The organism is Cedecea sp. NFIX57 (assembly GCF_900177785.1).
GTDB classification, from domain to species: Bacteria; Pseudomonadota; Gammaproteobacteria; order Enterobacterales; family Enterobacteriaceae; genus Cedecea; species Cedecea neteri_C.
The window spans coordinates 25,357-41,412 of record NZ_FXAS01000006.1 but is presented as its reverse complement, the minus strand read 5'-3'; the positions used below and the strand labels follow the sequence as shown (position 1 = coordinate 41,412).

Below are 16,056 nucleotides of genomic sequence, written 5' to 3'. Positions count from 1 at the left end.
CAATTACCGCTGGCGGCTTGCTATCCACTTACGATACTTTTTGGCTCTTAACATACTGTCAGCCTGCTGCAACAGTAGCGCCCACAATGGAGAAACAGCGGCGTTAGGACGTTTATTCTCTCCCATTCTGCGCAACTGGTATTTTACCAAAGCCATATTTGCCAGCGCGACCATAGGTTTATTTTTCCACCTGATGGGCGGAAGCTGAGGTTCGGTGTAGTCGCCCTGGAACCACTCACGTGGCAGTGCCGGATTAAGCGCCAGTGCAGTAGCCATTCCCACCACTGCAACGCCGCTTTCAACCACCGTTTGCGCCACGGCAAGGCGCCGAATCCCGCCCGTCACCATGAGCGGCATTAGGGCAATCTCTTGAACATCCTTCGCAAACTCAAGAAAGTAAGCTTCACGCGCCAGCGTACGTCCGTCGCGGGTTTTGCCCTGCATCGCTGGCGCTTCGTAACTGCCGCCCGAAAGCTCGACCATGTCCACCGCCACTTCCCCCAGTAACCGAACTACCTCTTTTGCATCCCCGGCGCTAAAGCCCCCACGCTGAAAATCCGCAGAATTGAGTTTTACGGCCACGGTAAACCCTGGGGAAACCACTGCGCGCACTGCGTTAATAACCTCTAACAACAGGCGAGCCCGGTTCTCAAGTGACCCACCCCAGCGGTCCGTTCTCTGATTAGACAGAGGAGAAAGAAACTGGCTTAGCAGATAACCGTGGGCGGCATGAATCTCCACGCCGGAGAAACCCGCCTGCTCTGCCAGATTCGCCGTCGTGGCAAAGCGAGTAATGACCTCATCGATCGATTGTTCGTCCATTGCCTGCGGCACAGCAAAATGACGGGACATGCTACCAAGGTCGAGCGCAACCGCAGAAGGTGCCCAGGTTTTTTGCCCTAATCCCGCCGGCATCTGCCGCCCCGGATGATTGATTTGCAGCCATACCTGAGCCTCGTGCGCGCGGCTGACCTGCGCCCAGCGGCGGAATTTATCCAGCTGGCCGTCATCTTCCAGCACCACGCCGCCCGGCCCGGTCATCGCGCGGCTGTCTATCATCACGTTTCCGGTGATAATCAAACCCGCCCCACCTTCGGCCCAGCGCCGGTAAAGCTCAATCAGCGGCTGAGAGGGCGCGTGATCCACATCCGCCATGTTCTCTTCCATGGCCGCCTTAGCCAGGCGGTTCGGAACGCGCGTGCCATTGGGCAAAAGTAACTCGTCAAAAATGTTCATGGGTTTATACCTGGTGAGATAACAAACCCAAACCCTAAGCTTAAAGTTAAGTTTAAGGTCAATCGATTTTAGGGATTGTCGTTAACACCCGCCTGGCGTTTGCCGCACAATCGAAATCATTCGGCCGGTTCTCAATCTCCTCCAGCAGCGAAGCAAGTTGCGCTTTATTTTGCGCCAGCTCCTGCTCAATCTGTTCAATATCCGCCACTTTTCGGCGTAATGTGACCAGAAGCTGCTCACGATCCCATTTCATCAGGTCGCCAGGCAACAGCGTGCGAAGTTCTTCGAGTGAAAAACCTGCTCTCTGAGCGGTCACAATCAGATTCAGTATCAATACGGCTTCCGCAGAATAGTGCCGGTAGCCATTGGACTGCCGCTTTATGGCTTTCAGCAAACCAATACGTTCGTAAAACCGAATACGTGAGGCGTTAAGCCCGGTCATTCGGGCAAGTTCACCGATATTCATCCAAATCATTCCCCACGCTGTTATGCCGTACCTGATGTTTTAAAGCTTATAACATGCCGCTCGAAGTGACCTAATGCTACAATAGTCACCATTCACAAATCCGAACACAGGGAGAAAGTATGTCTGAAACTCACGTCCAGGGCGGGGAAACCAGAGGACCAGCAGAACACAGCGTCAGGGAACAGATCATCGAGGCGGCGACCGAGTTCTTCGGCCACTATGGGTTTGAAAAAACAACGGTTTCCGATCTCGCTAAAGCCATCGGTTACTCCAAGGCTTATATCTACAAGTTTTTTAAATCCAAGCAGGAAATCGGCGAGGTTATCTGCGACAACCGCCTGACAAAGATGATGGAAATCGTCAGCCAGTCGGTGGATGACGCCACTGGCGCATCGGCTAAGCTGCGGGCGATGTTCAGTGCCTTAATCGCCGCGGGCAGCGACCTGTTCTTCTATGACCGTAAACTCCACGATATCGCCATTGTTTCCTGCCTGGAGAACTGGCCCTCAGCCGAACGTTACAAGCTGCAGCTACGGGCAGTGCTTACCGTCATCCTCCACGAAGGCCGCCAGTCCGGTGAATTTGAGCGCCGTAGTCCGATGGATGACACCGTGAACGCCGTTTTTCTCGTCATGCTGCCGTTTATCAGCCCGATCCAGCTGCAATATAACCTTGAGCTGGCTAAGCAGGCCGAACAGCTTTTGCCCGCGCTTATCCTCAAAAGTTTAATGCCCTGACCGCATTTTGTGACCATTGACTAAATTGGTCACTTGAATAATTATTGCGTTCCTGCTACGTGTTTATAAGGGAACGTATGTTTCGTCTTCAGCCTTTTCCTGCCGCTGTGGCGCTGCTGTGCTCGGCGCTCACCGCCTGCGGTGACTCATCTCAGCCAGAGGATCCGCGTACCCAGCCACCGCTGGTTCGCGTTGTTGCCGTTCAGTCCGCCAACGATAACGCCCGGGCTTTTACCGGCATTGTTGCCTCCCGAATCCAAAGCGATCTCGGTTTTCGCGTGCCGGGCAAAATCCTTGAGCGCCTGGTGGACAAAGGCCAGACGGTGAAAAACGGCCAGCCCCTACTCCGGCTCGATCTTCAGGACTTAAGCCTGCAGGCGAAAGCGCAGGATCAGGCCGTCGCAGCCGCCAAAGCCCGCGCGAAACAGGCCGCCGCCGATGAAGCCCGCTACAGAAGTATTGTCGGCAGCGGTGCGATTTCCGCTTCGCAGTATGATCAAATCAAAGCCCAGGCCGACAGCGCCAGAGCGGATCTGCAGGCGGCCATTGCGCAGGCCAATGTGGCTAAAAACGCCATGAATTATGCGGTGCTGACGGCAGATTCTGACGGCGTGATCATGGATACCCTGGCCGAACCTGGTCAGGTTGTCTCCGCCGGGCAAGCGGTGATTCGCCTGGCCCGGGCAGGTCAGCGCGAAGCGGTTGTGGATTTGCCGGAAACGCTGCGCCCGGCGCTGGGCACCGTCGCTCAGGCTCATCTTTACGGTTCAGATGGCGCTCCCGTAGCCGCCACCTTACGCCAGCTTTCCGACGCGGCAGACCCGCAAACTCGTACATTTGAAGCGAAGTTTGTACTCGCGGGTGCGCTTTCCCAGGCCCCTCTCGGCAGCACGGTCACGGTCGCCATCCCTGACGCAGGCACTCCCTCACAAAACGTGATTGTGCCTCTGGCCTCGCTCTATGACGCCGGGAAAGATAAAGGCACCGGCGTTTGGGTGGTAAGCGGTAAACCGGCCAAAGTGAGCTGGCAGCCGGTTAGCATCCGCCGCATCAGCGACGAATCCGCCGTTGTTGCTACCCAGATTGACAGCAACGCCAGCATTGTCGCCCTCGGCGCACATCTGCTGCACGAAGGCGAAGAAGTAAGGCCGCTCGCTCAGAGCACCACTGATCTGGCGGGAGCACCGTAATGCGCGATTCTCGCTTTAACCTTTCCGCCCTCGCGGTGCGGGAAAAATCAGTTACGCTGTTCCTGATCCTGCTCATCACGCTTGCCGGGATCATCGCGTTTTTTAAACTGGGCCGCGCCGAAGACCCGCCTTTTACAGTGAAACAGCTGACCGTGATCACCGCCTGGCCGGGTGCAACCGCGCAGCAGATGCAGGATCTGGTGGCCGAGCCGCTGGAAAAGAGAATGCAGGAGCTGGACGATTATGACCGCACCGAAACCTACACCCGTCCAGGCCTTGCCTACAGCGTTGTTTCCTTAAAAGACAGTGCGCTACCCGCCAACGTGCCGGAGGAATTTTACCAAGCGAGGAAAAAAATCAGCGATGAGGCTAAAAACCTGCCGGATGGCGTGATTGGCCCGCTGGTGAATGACGAATTTTCAGACGTAACCTTCGCGCTGTTTGCCCTGAAAGCTAAAGGCGAGCCGCAGCGCCTGCTGGTACGCGATGCCGAGAACCTGCGCCAGCAACTGCTGCACGTCCCCGGCGTGAAGAAAGTGAATATCATTGGCGAACAGGCGGAGCGCATTTTTGTTTCGTTCTCTCACGACAGGCTCGCCACGCTCGGCGTCTCGCCGCTGGATATTTTTCAGGCGCTGAGCAACCAGAACCTGCTCACGCCCGCAGGTTCTATCGAGACCGCTGGCCCACAGGTGTTTATCCGCGTGGATGGCGCACTGGATCAGCTCTCAAAAATTCGCGATACCCCTATTGTGGCGCAGGGGAAAACGCTGAAACTGTCAGACGTAGCTGACGTCGAACGCGGGTATGAAGACCCGGCGACATTCCTCGTCAGAAACAACGGCGAACCTGCTCTGCTGCTCGGCGTGGTCATGCGCGACGGCTGGAACGGGCTTGATTTGGGCAAAGCTCTGGATCAGGAAACCCGCAAGATCAACGACACGATGCCGCTCGGCATGAGCTTCAGTAAAGTCAGCGATCAGTCGGTGAACATCAGCTCCGCCGTAGATGAGTTTATGGTGAAGTTTTTTGTCGCCCTGCTGGTGGTGATGGTGGTCTGCTTTGTCAGCATGGGCTGGCGAGTGGGCATCGTGGTTGCTGCCGCCGTGCCGCTAACGCTGGCGGTGGTGTTTATCGTCATGGCCGCCACCGATAAAAACTTCGACAGGATAACGTTAGGCTCGCTCATTCTGGCGCTGGGCCTGCTGGTAGATGACGCTATCATCGCCATCGAAATGATGGTGGTGAAAATGGAGGAAGGCTACAGCCGCGTGAAAGCCTCCGCCTACGCCTGGAGCCACACCGCCGCCCCCATGCTGGCGGGCACGCTGGTGACCGCCATCGGCTTTATGCCGAACGGCTTCGCCCACTCCACCGCCGGAGAATACACCAGCAACATGTTCTGGATTGTCGGCATCGCGCTGATAGCGTCCTGGCTGGTGGCCGTGGTATTCACGCCTTATCTCGGCGTGAAATTGCTCCCGGATATGCACAAAGCCGCACTGGCTGAACACGCGCTGTACACCAGTAAAAACTACAATCGCTTCCGGGCATTGCTGAAAAAAGTCATCGCCCGCAAGTGGCTGACCGCCGGTTCGGTCATTGGCCTGTTTGTGCTGGCGATAGCCGGAATGGCCGTGGTGAAAAAGCAGTTCTTCCCCATCTCCGACCGCCCGGAAGTGCTGGTAGAAGTGCAACTGCCTTATGGGACTTCCATCGAGCAGACGACGAGGACTACCGAGCGCATTGAGAAATGGCTCAGCGCCCAGAAAGAGTCCAAAATCGTCACCTCCTACATCGGCCAGGGCGCGCCGCGTTTCTACCTGGCCATGGCGCCTGAGCTGCCCGATCCTTCATTCGCAAAAATCGTGATCCTCACGCCCGATCCCGATGCACGAGAAGCATTGAAACTGCGACTCCGTCAGGCCATCAGCAACGGGCTGGCACCGGAAGCTCAAGTCCGTGTCACCCAACTGGTCTTCGGGCCTTATACGCCCTACCCGGTGGCGTTTCGCGTGATGGGGCCAGACCCGGACGTGCTGAGAACGATTTCGTCGCGGGTTGAAAAAGTGATGAATCAAAGCGGGCTGATGCGCACCGTGAACATCGACTGGGGCTCCCGGGTCCCTACGCTGCATTTCACCCTCAACCAGGACAGGCTCAACGCCGTGGGCTTAACCACCTCTTCCGTCTCGCAGCAATTACAGTTTCTGCTTTCCGGCGCGCCGTTGACCGAAGTACGAGAAGATATCCGTTCCGTGCAGGTTACCGGGCGAGCGCGAGGCAGCGTGCGGGACGATCCGGCGCAGCTCGCTGCATTAACGCTCATCGGCGCGAACGGGCAAAAAGTGCCGCTCTCGCAAATCGGGAAGGTTGAGGTGGTGATGGAAGACCCGGTGCTCCGACGTCGCGACAGGACGCCAACCATTACCGTGCGTGGCGATGTCGCCGATGGCCTTCAGCCGCCGGATGTGTCAACGGCGATCGTGAAACAAATTCAACCTATTGTGGCTGAGCTTCCGGCGGGGTACCGCATCGAAGAAGCAGGCGCCATTGAAGAATCCGGCAAGGCTACGGCGGCCATGGCCCCGCTGTTCCCGATCATGATCGCGTTAACGTTGTTGGTGATTATTCTTCAGGTTCGGTCGATCTCAGCCATGCTGATGGTGTTTGCCACCAGCCCGCTGGGGCTTATCGGCGTGGTGCCAACGCTGCTGATTTTCAACCAGCCGTTCGGCATCAACGCCCTGGTGGGGCTGATTGCGCTTTCGGGGATTTTAATGCGCAACACGTTGATCCTCATCGGCCAGATAAAGCATAACGAGCAGGCAGGACTGACGCCTTTTGATGCCGTGGTTGAAGCGACGATCCAACGTTCACGCCCTGTGCTGTTGACCGCGTTGGCGGCGATTCTGGCGTTTATTCCCCTGACCCATTCCGTGTTCTGGGGAGCGCTGGCGTACACGCTCATCGGCGGGACTTTTGGCGGCACCTTTATGACGCTGCTGTTCCTGCCCGCCATGTATGCGATCTGGTTCAAAATCCGCCCACCAAAGGTCGATAACTAACCGACTTATCAGGCCCGGAGGAGATCTCTCCGGGCCATATTCCAAATCATGAACACCGCTCATGTTCTAATGAAATTAAATCACTTTTACTAAAACTGTGACTCAGGCATAAAAGATGCAATATTGTTAACGACATGCAATGTGAAGATTACTGACAGGTAAAACCACAGCTAACCAAAGGTTATCTGTGAGAAATCAAGCAGTAGATACAGGCAAAAAACAGAATTAAGGTGCCGGATTACCATGACTAAAGCGTTTACTTTTACTCTTAAGAGCATTGTTTTTGATGAGAATTACAACCCATCAGGGAATACGCGCATCACAACCAATTTTGCTAACCTGGCTCGCGGCGAGAAGCGTCAGGAGAACCTGCGTAACGCTTTGATCATGATTGATAACCGCTTCAACTCTCTGGCGAACTGGGACAACCCAACCTCCGACCGCTACGGCGTTGAACTTGAAATTATTTCCGTTGAGCTGGATGTCGAAGGCAAGGGCAACACCTTCCCGGCGATTGAGATCTTAAAAACGCACGTGCTGGATAAGAAAACCGGCCAGCGCATCGAAGGCATCGTCGGAAACAACTTCTCCTCCTATGTCCGCGACTATGATTTCAGCGTTCTGCTGCCAGAATACAACCAGGATCGTGAAAAATTCACCATTCCGGAAAACTACGGCGACCTGCACGGAAACTTGTTCAGACACTTTGTTGGTTCAGACACCTACAAAGAAAACTTCAATAAAGCGCCGGTGATTTGCCTGAGCGTATCCAGCAAAAACGTTTACCGCCAGACCGGGAACCGCCACCCGGTGCTCGGCATCGAATATGAGCAAGATTCATCTTCCCTGACCGATCTCTATTTCAACAAAATGGGGCTGAAGGCTCGCTACTTCATGCCGCCAAACAGCGTGGCGCCTTTTGCGTTCTACCACACGGGCGACCTGGTGAATGACTACTCGAACCTCGAGCTTATCAGCACCATCAGCACCATGGAGACGTTCCAGAAGATCTACCGCCCTGAGATTTACAACGCGAATTCTCCGGCCGGGCTGTGCTTCCAGCCAAGCCTGAACCACCAGGATCATTCATTTACTCAAATTGTTTACGATCGTGAAGAACGCAGCCGTTTGGCCATCGAACAAGGGAAGTTTACTGAAGAGCACTTCATCAAACCGTACCAAACAATTTTAGAGCAGTGGTCTGCCAACTACCCTCTTTGAGACACCAAATACAAGGTTATTCAACATGAAAAGATTATTGCCTACGTCCACTGCCGGCAGCCTGCCAAAACCATCCTGGCTGGCCCAGCCTGAAACGCTGTGGTCGCCGTGGAAGCTGCAGGATCAGGAGCTCATTGAGGGTAAACAGGATGCCCTGCGCCTGGCGCTGCACGAACAACAGTTGGCCGATATCGACATCGTCAGCGACGGCGAGCAGACTCGCCAGCACTTCGTCACCACCTTTATCGAACACCTGGACGGCGTGGATTTCGAGAAACGCGAAACCGTGCGCATCCGTAACCGCTACGATGCCAGCGTCCCGACAGTGGTCGGCGCCGTGGCTCGTCAAAAACCGGTGTTTGTAGAAGATGCGAAGTTCCTTCGCAAACAGACCGACCGGCCAATCAAATGGGCGCTGCCTGGCCCGATGACCATGATCGACACGCTGTATGACAACCACTACAAAAGCCGCGAAAAACTGGCCTGGGAATTCGCTAAAATCCTGAACCAGGAAGCGAAAGAGCTGGAAGCCGCCGGCGTGGACATCATTCAGTTCGATGAGCCAGCCTTCAACGTGTTCTTCGACGAAGTTAACGAATGGGGTATCGCCACGCTGGAACGCGCCATCGAAGGGCTGAAGTGCGAAACCGCCGTGCATATCTGCTACGGCTACGGCATCAAAGCTAACACCGACTGGAAGAAAACGCTGGGCTCCGAATGGCGTCAGTACGAAGAGGCGTTTCCAAAGCTGCAGACCTCGAACATCGACATCATTTCGCTGGAGTGTCACAACTCCCATGTGCCTATGGATCTTCTCGAACTGATTCGCGGCAAGAAAGTGATGGTGGGCGCCATCGACGTGGCCAACCACGCCATTGAAACCCCGGAAGAAGTCGCCAATACGCTGCGCAAAGCGCTGCAGTTCGTTGATGCCGAAAATCTCTACCCTTCCACCAACTGCGGTATGGCTCCGCTGCCGCGCCATGTTGCCAGAGGCAAACTGCACGCGTTAAGCGCCGGTGCCGAAATCGTTCGCAGAGAGATTCTGGGTAAATAACCAGAAGTTTATCTAGCCAGCCTGGCGATTGAGAGATCGCCAGGTTTTTTTATTCCGTTTGATAGCTTCTACTCTCACAGATTAAAACGAGCAACCTGCCGGGTTATGCATTCGTACGTCTGTCTATTAATGATTCACAAAACCGCCAGGATCTTATGATGAGCATCATTTACGTTGTTGTTCTGACTTATATAAAACCATTAGAAGAAGTTGACGCTCAAATTCCTGCTCATGTTGAGTGGCTGAAGAAAGGTTACGCAGAGGGAGTATTTCTTGCGTCAGGAAGACGAATTCCCCGTAATGGCGGCGTTATTCTTGCAAAATGTGACAGCATTGAGTCTCTGGAAGCCCGCCTTAGCCAGGACCCATTCCAGAAACTCAACATTGCTACAGCTGAAATTCTGCCCTTTGAAGCCACAATGAAAACGCAGTTACTGGACGCTGTTTTTTAAGTTGAGCCCGAATCAGCATTCCAGCGATACCGAACATAATTGCGCATAACGTTTGATAACTACCAATATTGTCAGGTTTTTGTCATTGATTTTTTACCCGCGTCAGCGGTAGCATCCTGGTATTCGACATTCGAGAAATTATAAGATGCTCAAGAAAAGAGACTTTATCCGAGCCTGGTACTCAGGTGCTACGATATTTACTTGTTTTACTCTGGGAAACGATATTGGCAATCGTTTCTTTTATGGTTCAAAGATTCCCTGGTTGATCAGCATCATCATCGCTTTCGTTATCTGCGGTTCGGCACGTTCCTATTTTTCGTCGAAAAACTAATTTCAAATCATGGCAAGTTAAATATGTCTCGTGATTTCGGTGTTTATTTACACACGAACAACCTACCGACGCCTGAAGAGTGGAAAGAAGAGATATTACAGCAAAGGTTCCCCTGTGAGCTTGACAGCGATATCGCCTTACTAACGTTCAGTGGATTCCTGCGCTGTTCAGTTAACGGCGTAATTTCTGGCTTTGAATATTACACCAGCGACCTGGATAACGAGGTGCTCAATGAACTTAACTTATCCAGATCCCTGAACTTCGATATCACATTTTGCGCCGGGGCGCCTGCTGCTGAAGCCATTGCTGCACTCGCAGCTGCAAGCTGCCTGACAAAATTATCCGAGGGTTATCTCGTCGATTTCTGTTCTGGAAAAACAGTACCCTCAGACGCGGTTATCGAATGGGCTAAATCTCAACCAGAAATGCAAGCAACATTTTCATAGGCATTACTTTTCTCTTTCAGATGGAGCCCTTTGCAGTGCGATACAGCGCTCATTTCTTAGACACATCGAACGATGATGGTTATGTTCACCATTCCATTTCGAATATAGATGCGGACCCAAATCCACAATCCCATCACTTAAGAACGAAGGTGTTAGTCTGTGAGCATGAAGCCCCTGTTTTATTGATCAACGTTTATGTTGAGGTGGATAATGACAGCTATATTACGGATAGCTGCTTTTGTGAAATGCTAAGTAATGATGAATACGTGGTTATTCTGTCAGGCCAGTACGTACATATCGTTGAAATATCTTCAAAACAGGTCAAAAGCATACGACTTGGCGACTATGTCGGGCATATTTACTCAATCCCTAACCCTGCCAGTACTGAGCTTAGCGAGAACTTCCTGGTCGTAACTTACTGCTACGTTTTTTTGCTCAACCTCACTAAAGGTATTATCTGGCAGTCCCAAATGTGCGCTATTGATGGCGTAGTGATAGATGATATTGATGGCGATATCATTTCTGCTCGGGGAGAATGGGATCCTCCTGGTGGATGGGTAGACTTCAAACTTTCATTGAACACTGGTGTATTAATAAAAAACTTAAAAACCCAGCCTGGAGTGAGGGATAACCGACATGTTGAACATCGCACAATGAAAACTATCGAAATGCTGAGAGCTGAGCTTCTGGCTATTGGCGAGCAACTCGGGGGCGGCACCAGGCGAAACCATTACTTTATTATTCCTGATAAGCCTGACTATTTCGCGACACCCTACCTGGAGATTCATGACCAGGAATATCATTTTGTGGTGAACGAGCGAGGTATGGAGATCACACGAAAGGTAACGCCAAGTGATGACGAAATTCTTTATTGGTTTACTAGTTGCGGCGTCAATGCGTTAGCTTCAAGTTACGCTGCTACACACGCCTCGCCTGATGAAGAGTTCAGGACGGCGTATTTTAGAAAGCGGTTTTACTTGATGCTTTCAATAAAAACAGCATGGGCAACCAGAGAGAAGAATGAAATAAAATCTCATTTTCACGTATAACCCCTGGAATAATCATTATTCACCTTAATGGTATTACTCTATAGGCTGCTTCCGGCCAGGGGCCGGCAAACCTTCCGAGGCCAGGCTCTTGTGCAACGTACATCCGCAACACCTGATTGAGAGATTGCCAGGTTTTATTCCGCTTCTTGTTCTTCGCTTAGCCCTTTCACGCCGCACAGATGGCACTACTTTTCCAATGACGGGCACGCTCAGATTTTAAGTGCTGCCACGATTGCGGCTTCTATTTTCTCCGGGGTAGTGAACGGTGCAAAACGCTTCAGCGGTTTCCCGTCCCGGCCAATCAGGAACTTTGTGAAGTTCCACTTGATCCGTCCCCCCAGCACGCCTGGCAGTTCATTTTTCAGATAACGGAACACAGGATGCGCTGCAGCGCCATTGACCTCAACTTTTGCGAACATCGGGAAGCTCACGCCATAGTTAATATGGCAGGTCCGCGAGATTTCATCGGCGTCGCCAGGTTCCTGCTTACCAAACTGGTTGCAGGGGAAGCCAAGCACCACCAGCCCCTGCGCGGCATATTTCTTGTAGAGTGCCTCAAGGCCTGCGTACTGCGGCGTAAAGCCGCACTGGCTGGCGGTATTTACAATCAGCACCAGCTTACCGGCGTAATCGGACAGAGTAATCTGCTGGCCAGTCAGGCTGGTAGCCGTTAGTTGATGAAATGGATTCATGCTGGAGTCCTTAGCGCTCGCTTACGTGATGCTTTCAATAAAAACAGCGTGGGCAACCAGAGAGAAAAATAAAATCTCATCTTCACGTATAACCTCTGGCTACCGCATTATTAACGGCGCGGAGTGCAAATTAGCCTGCACTCTGGTGACATCTAACTTTATCTATTTTTTCACACCATCGATTATCAAAAGGATAAATTTATCACTTGCGATCTATCCCCTTCGAAATACCGAATCACATTATCAAACGCCACTTTGAAATATAGCTCGTAACTGGCCTGCTCTACATAGCCAAGATGAGGAGTACACAATACATTCGGCATACTTAAATAAGGGTTGGTTGGGTTATAAACGGGTTCATCCTCGTAAACATCCAGCGCGGCATAGCCAGGACAGCCCTGTTTTAGCGCTTCGTAAAGAGCCCCTTCCGCAACCAGTTCCGCACGGCTGGTATTAACGAACAAGGCATCGGCTTTCATCCCTGACAGATCGGCAAAGGTAATGTTGCCCTCTGTTTGCGCCACTAAGCGCTGGTGAACGGTGACAATATCGGATGTAGCAAAAAACTGTTCACGATTTTCCGGCACCAGGAACCCGGCAGACCGCGCTTCGTCCTTAGCACGTTCACTTCCCCAAACCTGAACCTGCATATCAAATGCCTGCGCATAACTTGCAATGCGTTTACCTATCTTGCCAAACCCAAGAATACCGATGACTTGCTGACTGACCGCAGATCCTATTTCCGTTTGCCATCGCCCTTCCCTCATCGCATTCACTGAAGAAACCAGTTTACGTCTCGAGGCCATAATTAATAACCAGGTTAATTCTGCCGGAGCCACCGGAGAACCCACGCCTTCGACTAGCGCAACACCTGCCCGAGTACAGGCGTCAATATCAACATTTCTTGCCAATTTACCCGTTTGGCTGATTAGCTTTAGATTCGGTGCCCGGCGTAAAAATGCCTCATCAACCACGGTTCTTTCACGAATAAGGATTAATGCCTGAGCATTCAGAAACTGTTCGTCTGCCTGGGTGCTTTTCGTTAAATCCCCAAGCGAAGTGCAGCAGAACTTATCATGAGTGTGGAGAAAAGTGAGTGCCTGAGTGGCAAGCTGATAATCGTCTGGAATTAAAACCTGAATAGTCATTATTCACCTTAATATTTATGGTCTTGCACTATTGGCTGCGTCATTATATTAGCGGAATGTCCCTGTTTGCGTATTAATTTCGGCCAGTAGCCAGCGTTCAAAATCGCTTAATGCGGATTCGTTGATTCCCGTCTCCACCGGTTTCACTAAACAGAATTTTTTACTCAACGAGTCTGATTCCGGCCAGGGGGCGACCAGCCTTCCGTTATCGAGTTCTTGTGCAACGTACATGCGTGGTACCAGGGCAACGCCTTGCCCAGCCAGTGCGGCAGCAATGGCCATTTCATGAAGATCGTACCGGGCTCCCTGCGCCAGATTATCAAGGCTTATTCCCGTTGCACGGGCATAGTGATGCCATGCATCCGGGTTCAGTCGTCGGTGAATTCTTGGTAAATCCTTCAACTGTCCCTTTCCCTCATGATCTGTTAACAAACCCGGGTGGCATACGGGAACCAGTTTTTCCTCAAAGAGAAACTGCACGCGCATCCCGGCCCATGCGGCATGTTCAAAATGCACTACGGCATCAAAACCGCTTCCGCTCAAAACGAAAGGATCGGTTCTGGCGGCAATATTTAACGTGATGTCCGGATGCAAAGCAGCAAAACGGCTCAGCCGGGGGATAAGCCACCGGCTCGAAAATGTCGGTGGCGCGGCAATATCCAGACTCCTGCTGTCCCTCGGCATACCCATGACGTACTGAGTATCTCTTTCAATTCGCTTAAGCGTTTCGCGAACATGGGAGGCATAACGCGTACCGACAGGGTTGAGTTTCACGCGGCTCCCTGTCCGGTCAAATAGTCGACAACCCAGTAACGATTCAAGGCGTGCAATCTGGCGACTAATGGCCCCTTCCGTCAGCGAAAGTTCCTCGGCTGCCCGGGCAAAGTTACCGTGCCGGGCCGCCGCCTCAAAAGCCTGCAGGGATGTACTGCTGGGAATTTTTCTACGCATACGCCTCCAGACAGATAATCAACAATCAGTGAATAAATATCACTGATCGATGAAATATTATCGATTCATTTGCGGAAGTATAGCCAGTAGCATGACAAAAAATCATCAAGCCGATTTACTGATTTACGCCTGCGGTGATTAGTCGATGCCATGTCTCTGGAAGTGAGCAAGCGTCGAATGATTTTACTCCACCGCCGTCAGGCATAAAAACCGGGTCTATCTCCTGAACTCCCCTGAGGTCTTTATGAATTATTCATCTTTTCCGTCCTGCCAGATTGGCGATTTTCTGGTTACCGCCTTAAGTGATGGCTCTATGTCCGCTAGCCTGGATTTACTCTCTGGCATAGACATCGCTGAAGCAAAAGCCATCCAGCAGAGCGCAGGCCTGGCCGAACCCGGCAATATTCAAATTAACGCTTACCTGATTCACGGGAAGGGACTAACCCTGCTGGTGGATACAGGTACGGGGGGACGGAATAACGTTGGCGGGCAATTGAGAACAAATCTTGCCGCTCTGGGTGTCGGTCCAGATGACGTGGACATGGTTTTGTTGAGTCACTGTCATCCTGACCATATTGGCGGCCTGCTGGATGCTGAAGGAAACCCTGTCTATAGACAGGCGGAACTTCATTTGCACCCTCTGGAAGCAGAGTACTGGCTGAATGATGAAAAACAAAGAGGTGCCAACGAGCGGGGCAAACTTAACTTCAGGCTGGCACGTCAAACAATAGAGGCCTATGCACAGAACCTGCATTTTTTTAGCCAGCGTGAAATCATGGCGGGTATCCTCCCGGTTTGGTTACCGGGTCACACGCCGGGCCACACTGGCTTTCGCATTGATGCGGACGATAAAAGCTTACTCATATGGGGGGACATCGTTCATTACCCCCATATTCAATCTGCGCAGCCCAGCGCCTGTATTCTCTTCGACATTGATCCGGTGCAAGCCGAACAAACGCGGAAAAACGTGCTGAAACAAGCCGCAAGGGAAAAACTGCTTATTGCAGGTATGCATCTGGACCGAACAGGCTTTGTTACCCTTGGCATGGTTGATGATGGGGATGCTATTTCCTATGCCCTTGCGCCAATCGCATGAGCATATTCCCCCCAGGGCCTACCCGCCAGCCGCAGCTTAAGTAGCTCGATAAACTTTTGCGCCCTGGGACTTCGTTCTGCCTGAGGAGTGCCGCTCAGCGCCACGATGTCAGCATCCTGCAGCGTGTATTCCGGCAGTAGTCTCACCAGCTCGCCACTGTGGATTTGCGGCAGCACATCCCATTCGGAGCGCATAATGATCCCCCTGCCCGCCAGCGCCCACTCTTTTACCACTCTCCCTTCGTTGCTCGATAATTTAGGCGAGACCCGCTGTGGACAGTCTCCTTTAGGGCCGGAAAAACGCCACAGCGTCACGTCTTCGCTGTTTTCCCGCAGCGCAATGCAGTCGTGCTCCACAAGCTGTTCCGGGGTTAGCGGCGTGCCCTTTCGATTCAGATATTCCGGCGAAGCACAGATAAAGCGCTGGTTGGGCGCAAGCTTGATGCAGTGCATGCTGGAGTCACGCAACTCGCCGATGAAAACAACCAAATCCCACTTGTGTAGCGTGGCCCAATGCGGGTCGTCGGAAAGCGTCAACTCCACTTCAAGGCTTTCATGCTGGGCAGCGTATTCCCCCAGCAACGGCGCAATATAATCGTTGCCAAACCCCAGCGGGGCCAGCACGCGCAGCTTCCCACTGACCTGCTGTCGCCGGTCATCCAGCGCAGATTGCAGTCCAGCCAGCTCGGTGAGTATTTTTTCTGCCCGGCTAAGCAGCAGCGAACCTTCATCGGTCAGTGAAACCTGCCGAGAAGGCCGCAAAATAAGATCAACACCAAGTTTTTGTTCCAGCCCGCGCAGGCGCTGCGTAACGGAAGGCGGCGTGACGTTCATCGCCCTTGCTGCGGCGGCCAGCGTGCTGTGGGTGGCAATAGTGTGGAAGAAAGCCAGATCGTCGCTGTTTATCATTAAGTTGA

15 protein-coding genes are annotated in these 16,056 nt (G+C 52.6%); 9 read left to right on the top strand and 6 right to left on the bottom strand.

Annotated elements, in window-relative coordinates; genetic code table 11:
• Positions 1–3: 3 nt before the first annotated feature.
• Positions 4–1,236 (bottom strand): NADH:flavin oxidoreductase/NADH oxidase family protein, encoded by a 1,233-nt coding sequence (locus B9Y90_RS06360; protein WP_085540622.1) that lies wholly within the window; start codon positions 1,234–1,236, stop codon positions 4–6.
• Positions 1,237–1,294: 58 nt separating this feature from the next.
• On the bottom strand, positions 1,295–1,702 hold the full coding sequence (locus B9Y90_RS06355; protein ID WP_085540776.1) for a MerR family transcriptional regulator: 408 nt from the start codon (positions 1,700–1,702) through the stop codon (positions 1,295–1,297).
• Between the two features lie 119 nt (positions 1,703–1,821).
• Here B9Y90_RS06355 and B9Y90_RS06350 point away from each other — a divergent pair, with 119 nt between their 5' ends.
• From B9Y90_RS06350 to B9Y90_RS27220, 8 genes are all read left to right on the top strand, one after another.
• On the top strand, positions 1,822–2,439 hold the full coding sequence (locus B9Y90_RS06350; RefSeq protein WP_085540621.1) for a TetR/AcrR family transcriptional regulator: 618 nt from the start codon (positions 1,822–1,824) through the stop codon (positions 2,437–2,439).
• A 77-nt stretch (positions 2,440–2,516) separates the two neighbouring features.
• Positions 2,517–3,629 carry an efflux RND transporter periplasmic adaptor subunit gene (locus B9Y90_RS06345; protein WP_085540620.1) on the top strand — a complete coding sequence of 371 codons (1,113 nt, stop codon included), beginning with the start codon at positions 2,517–2,519 and terminating at the stop codon, positions 3,627–3,629.
• Positions 3,629–6,697: an efflux RND transporter permease subunit gene (locus B9Y90_RS06340; protein WP_085540619.1), complete on the top strand. Its 3,069-nt coding sequence runs from the start codon at positions 3,629–3,631 to the stop codon at positions 6,695–6,697. Before B9Y90_RS06345 ends, B9Y90_RS06340 begins: the two co-directional genes overlap by 1 nt.
• Positions 6,698–6,940: 243 nt before the next feature.
• Positions 6,941–7,918 (top strand): DUF1852 domain-containing protein, encoded by a 978-nt coding sequence (locus B9Y90_RS06335; RefSeq protein WP_045782386.1) that lies wholly within the window; start codon positions 6,941–6,943, stop codon positions 7,916–7,918.
• Positions 7,919–7,943: 25 nt separating this feature from the next.
• Entirely contained in the window at positions 7,944–8,975 is a 1,032-nt protein-coding gene (locus B9Y90_RS06330) for a methionine synthase (RefSeq protein WP_008459294.1), read from the top strand.
• Between the two features lie 158 nt (positions 8,976–9,133).
• Positions 9,134–9,427, top strand: a complete 294-nt coding sequence (locus B9Y90_RS06325; RefSeq protein ID WP_085540618.1) for a YciI family protein — start codon at positions 9,134–9,136, stop codon at positions 9,425–9,427.
• Between the two features lie 354 nt (positions 9,428–9,781).
• Positions 9,782–10,204, top strand: a complete 423-nt coding sequence (locus B9Y90_RS06315) for a hypothetical protein (protein WP_085540616.1) — start codon at positions 9,782–9,784, stop codon at positions 10,202–10,204.
• Positions 10,205–10,239: 35 nt separating this feature from the next.
• On the top strand, positions 10,240–11,253 hold the full coding sequence (locus B9Y90_RS27220; RefSeq protein WP_254902666.1) for an Imm63 family immunity protein: 1,014 nt from the start codon (positions 10,240–10,242) through the stop codon (positions 11,251–11,253).
• 209 nt (positions 11,254–11,462) lie between these two features.
• Here B9Y90_RS27220 and B9Y90_RS06305 read toward each other — a convergent pair whose 3' ends face one another.
• The 3 genes from B9Y90_RS06305 to B9Y90_RS06295 form a co-directional block, all read right to left on the bottom strand.
• Positions 11,463–11,945: a glutathione peroxidase gene (locus B9Y90_RS06305; RefSeq protein ID WP_085540615.1), complete on the bottom strand. Its 483-nt coding sequence runs from the start codon at positions 11,943–11,945 to the stop codon at positions 11,463–11,465.
• Positions 11,946–12,130: 185 nt separating this feature from the next.
• On the bottom strand, positions 12,131–13,093 hold the full coding sequence (locus B9Y90_RS06300) for a D-2-hydroxyacid dehydrogenase family protein (protein ID WP_085540614.1): 963 nt from the start codon (positions 13,091–13,093) through the stop codon (positions 12,131–12,133).
• A gap of 48 nt (positions 13,094–13,141) precedes the next feature.
• On the bottom strand, positions 13,142–14,044 hold the full coding sequence (locus B9Y90_RS06295) for a LysR substrate-binding domain-containing protein (protein ID WP_085540613.1): 903 nt from the start codon (positions 14,042–14,044) through the stop codon (positions 13,142–13,144).
• Positions 14,045–14,288: 244 nt separating this feature from the next.
• Between B9Y90_RS06295 and B9Y90_RS06290 the strand changes: the two genes are divergently transcribed.
• Positions 14,289–15,140: an MBL fold metallo-hydrolase gene (locus B9Y90_RS06290; protein WP_085540612.1), complete on the top strand. Its 852-nt coding sequence runs from the start codon at positions 14,289–14,291 to the stop codon at positions 15,138–15,140.
• On the opposite strand, the gene B9Y90_RS06285 is transcribed toward B9Y90_RS06290, so the two are convergent.
• A complete protein-coding gene (locus B9Y90_RS06285; protein WP_085540611.1) occupies positions 15,116–16,048 on the bottom strand; it encodes a LysR family transcriptional regulator in 933 nt (310 codons plus the stop codon). The genes B9Y90_RS06290 and B9Y90_RS06285 overlap by 25 nt on opposite strands.
• Between the last annotated feature and the right edge of the window lie 8 nt (positions 16,049–16,056).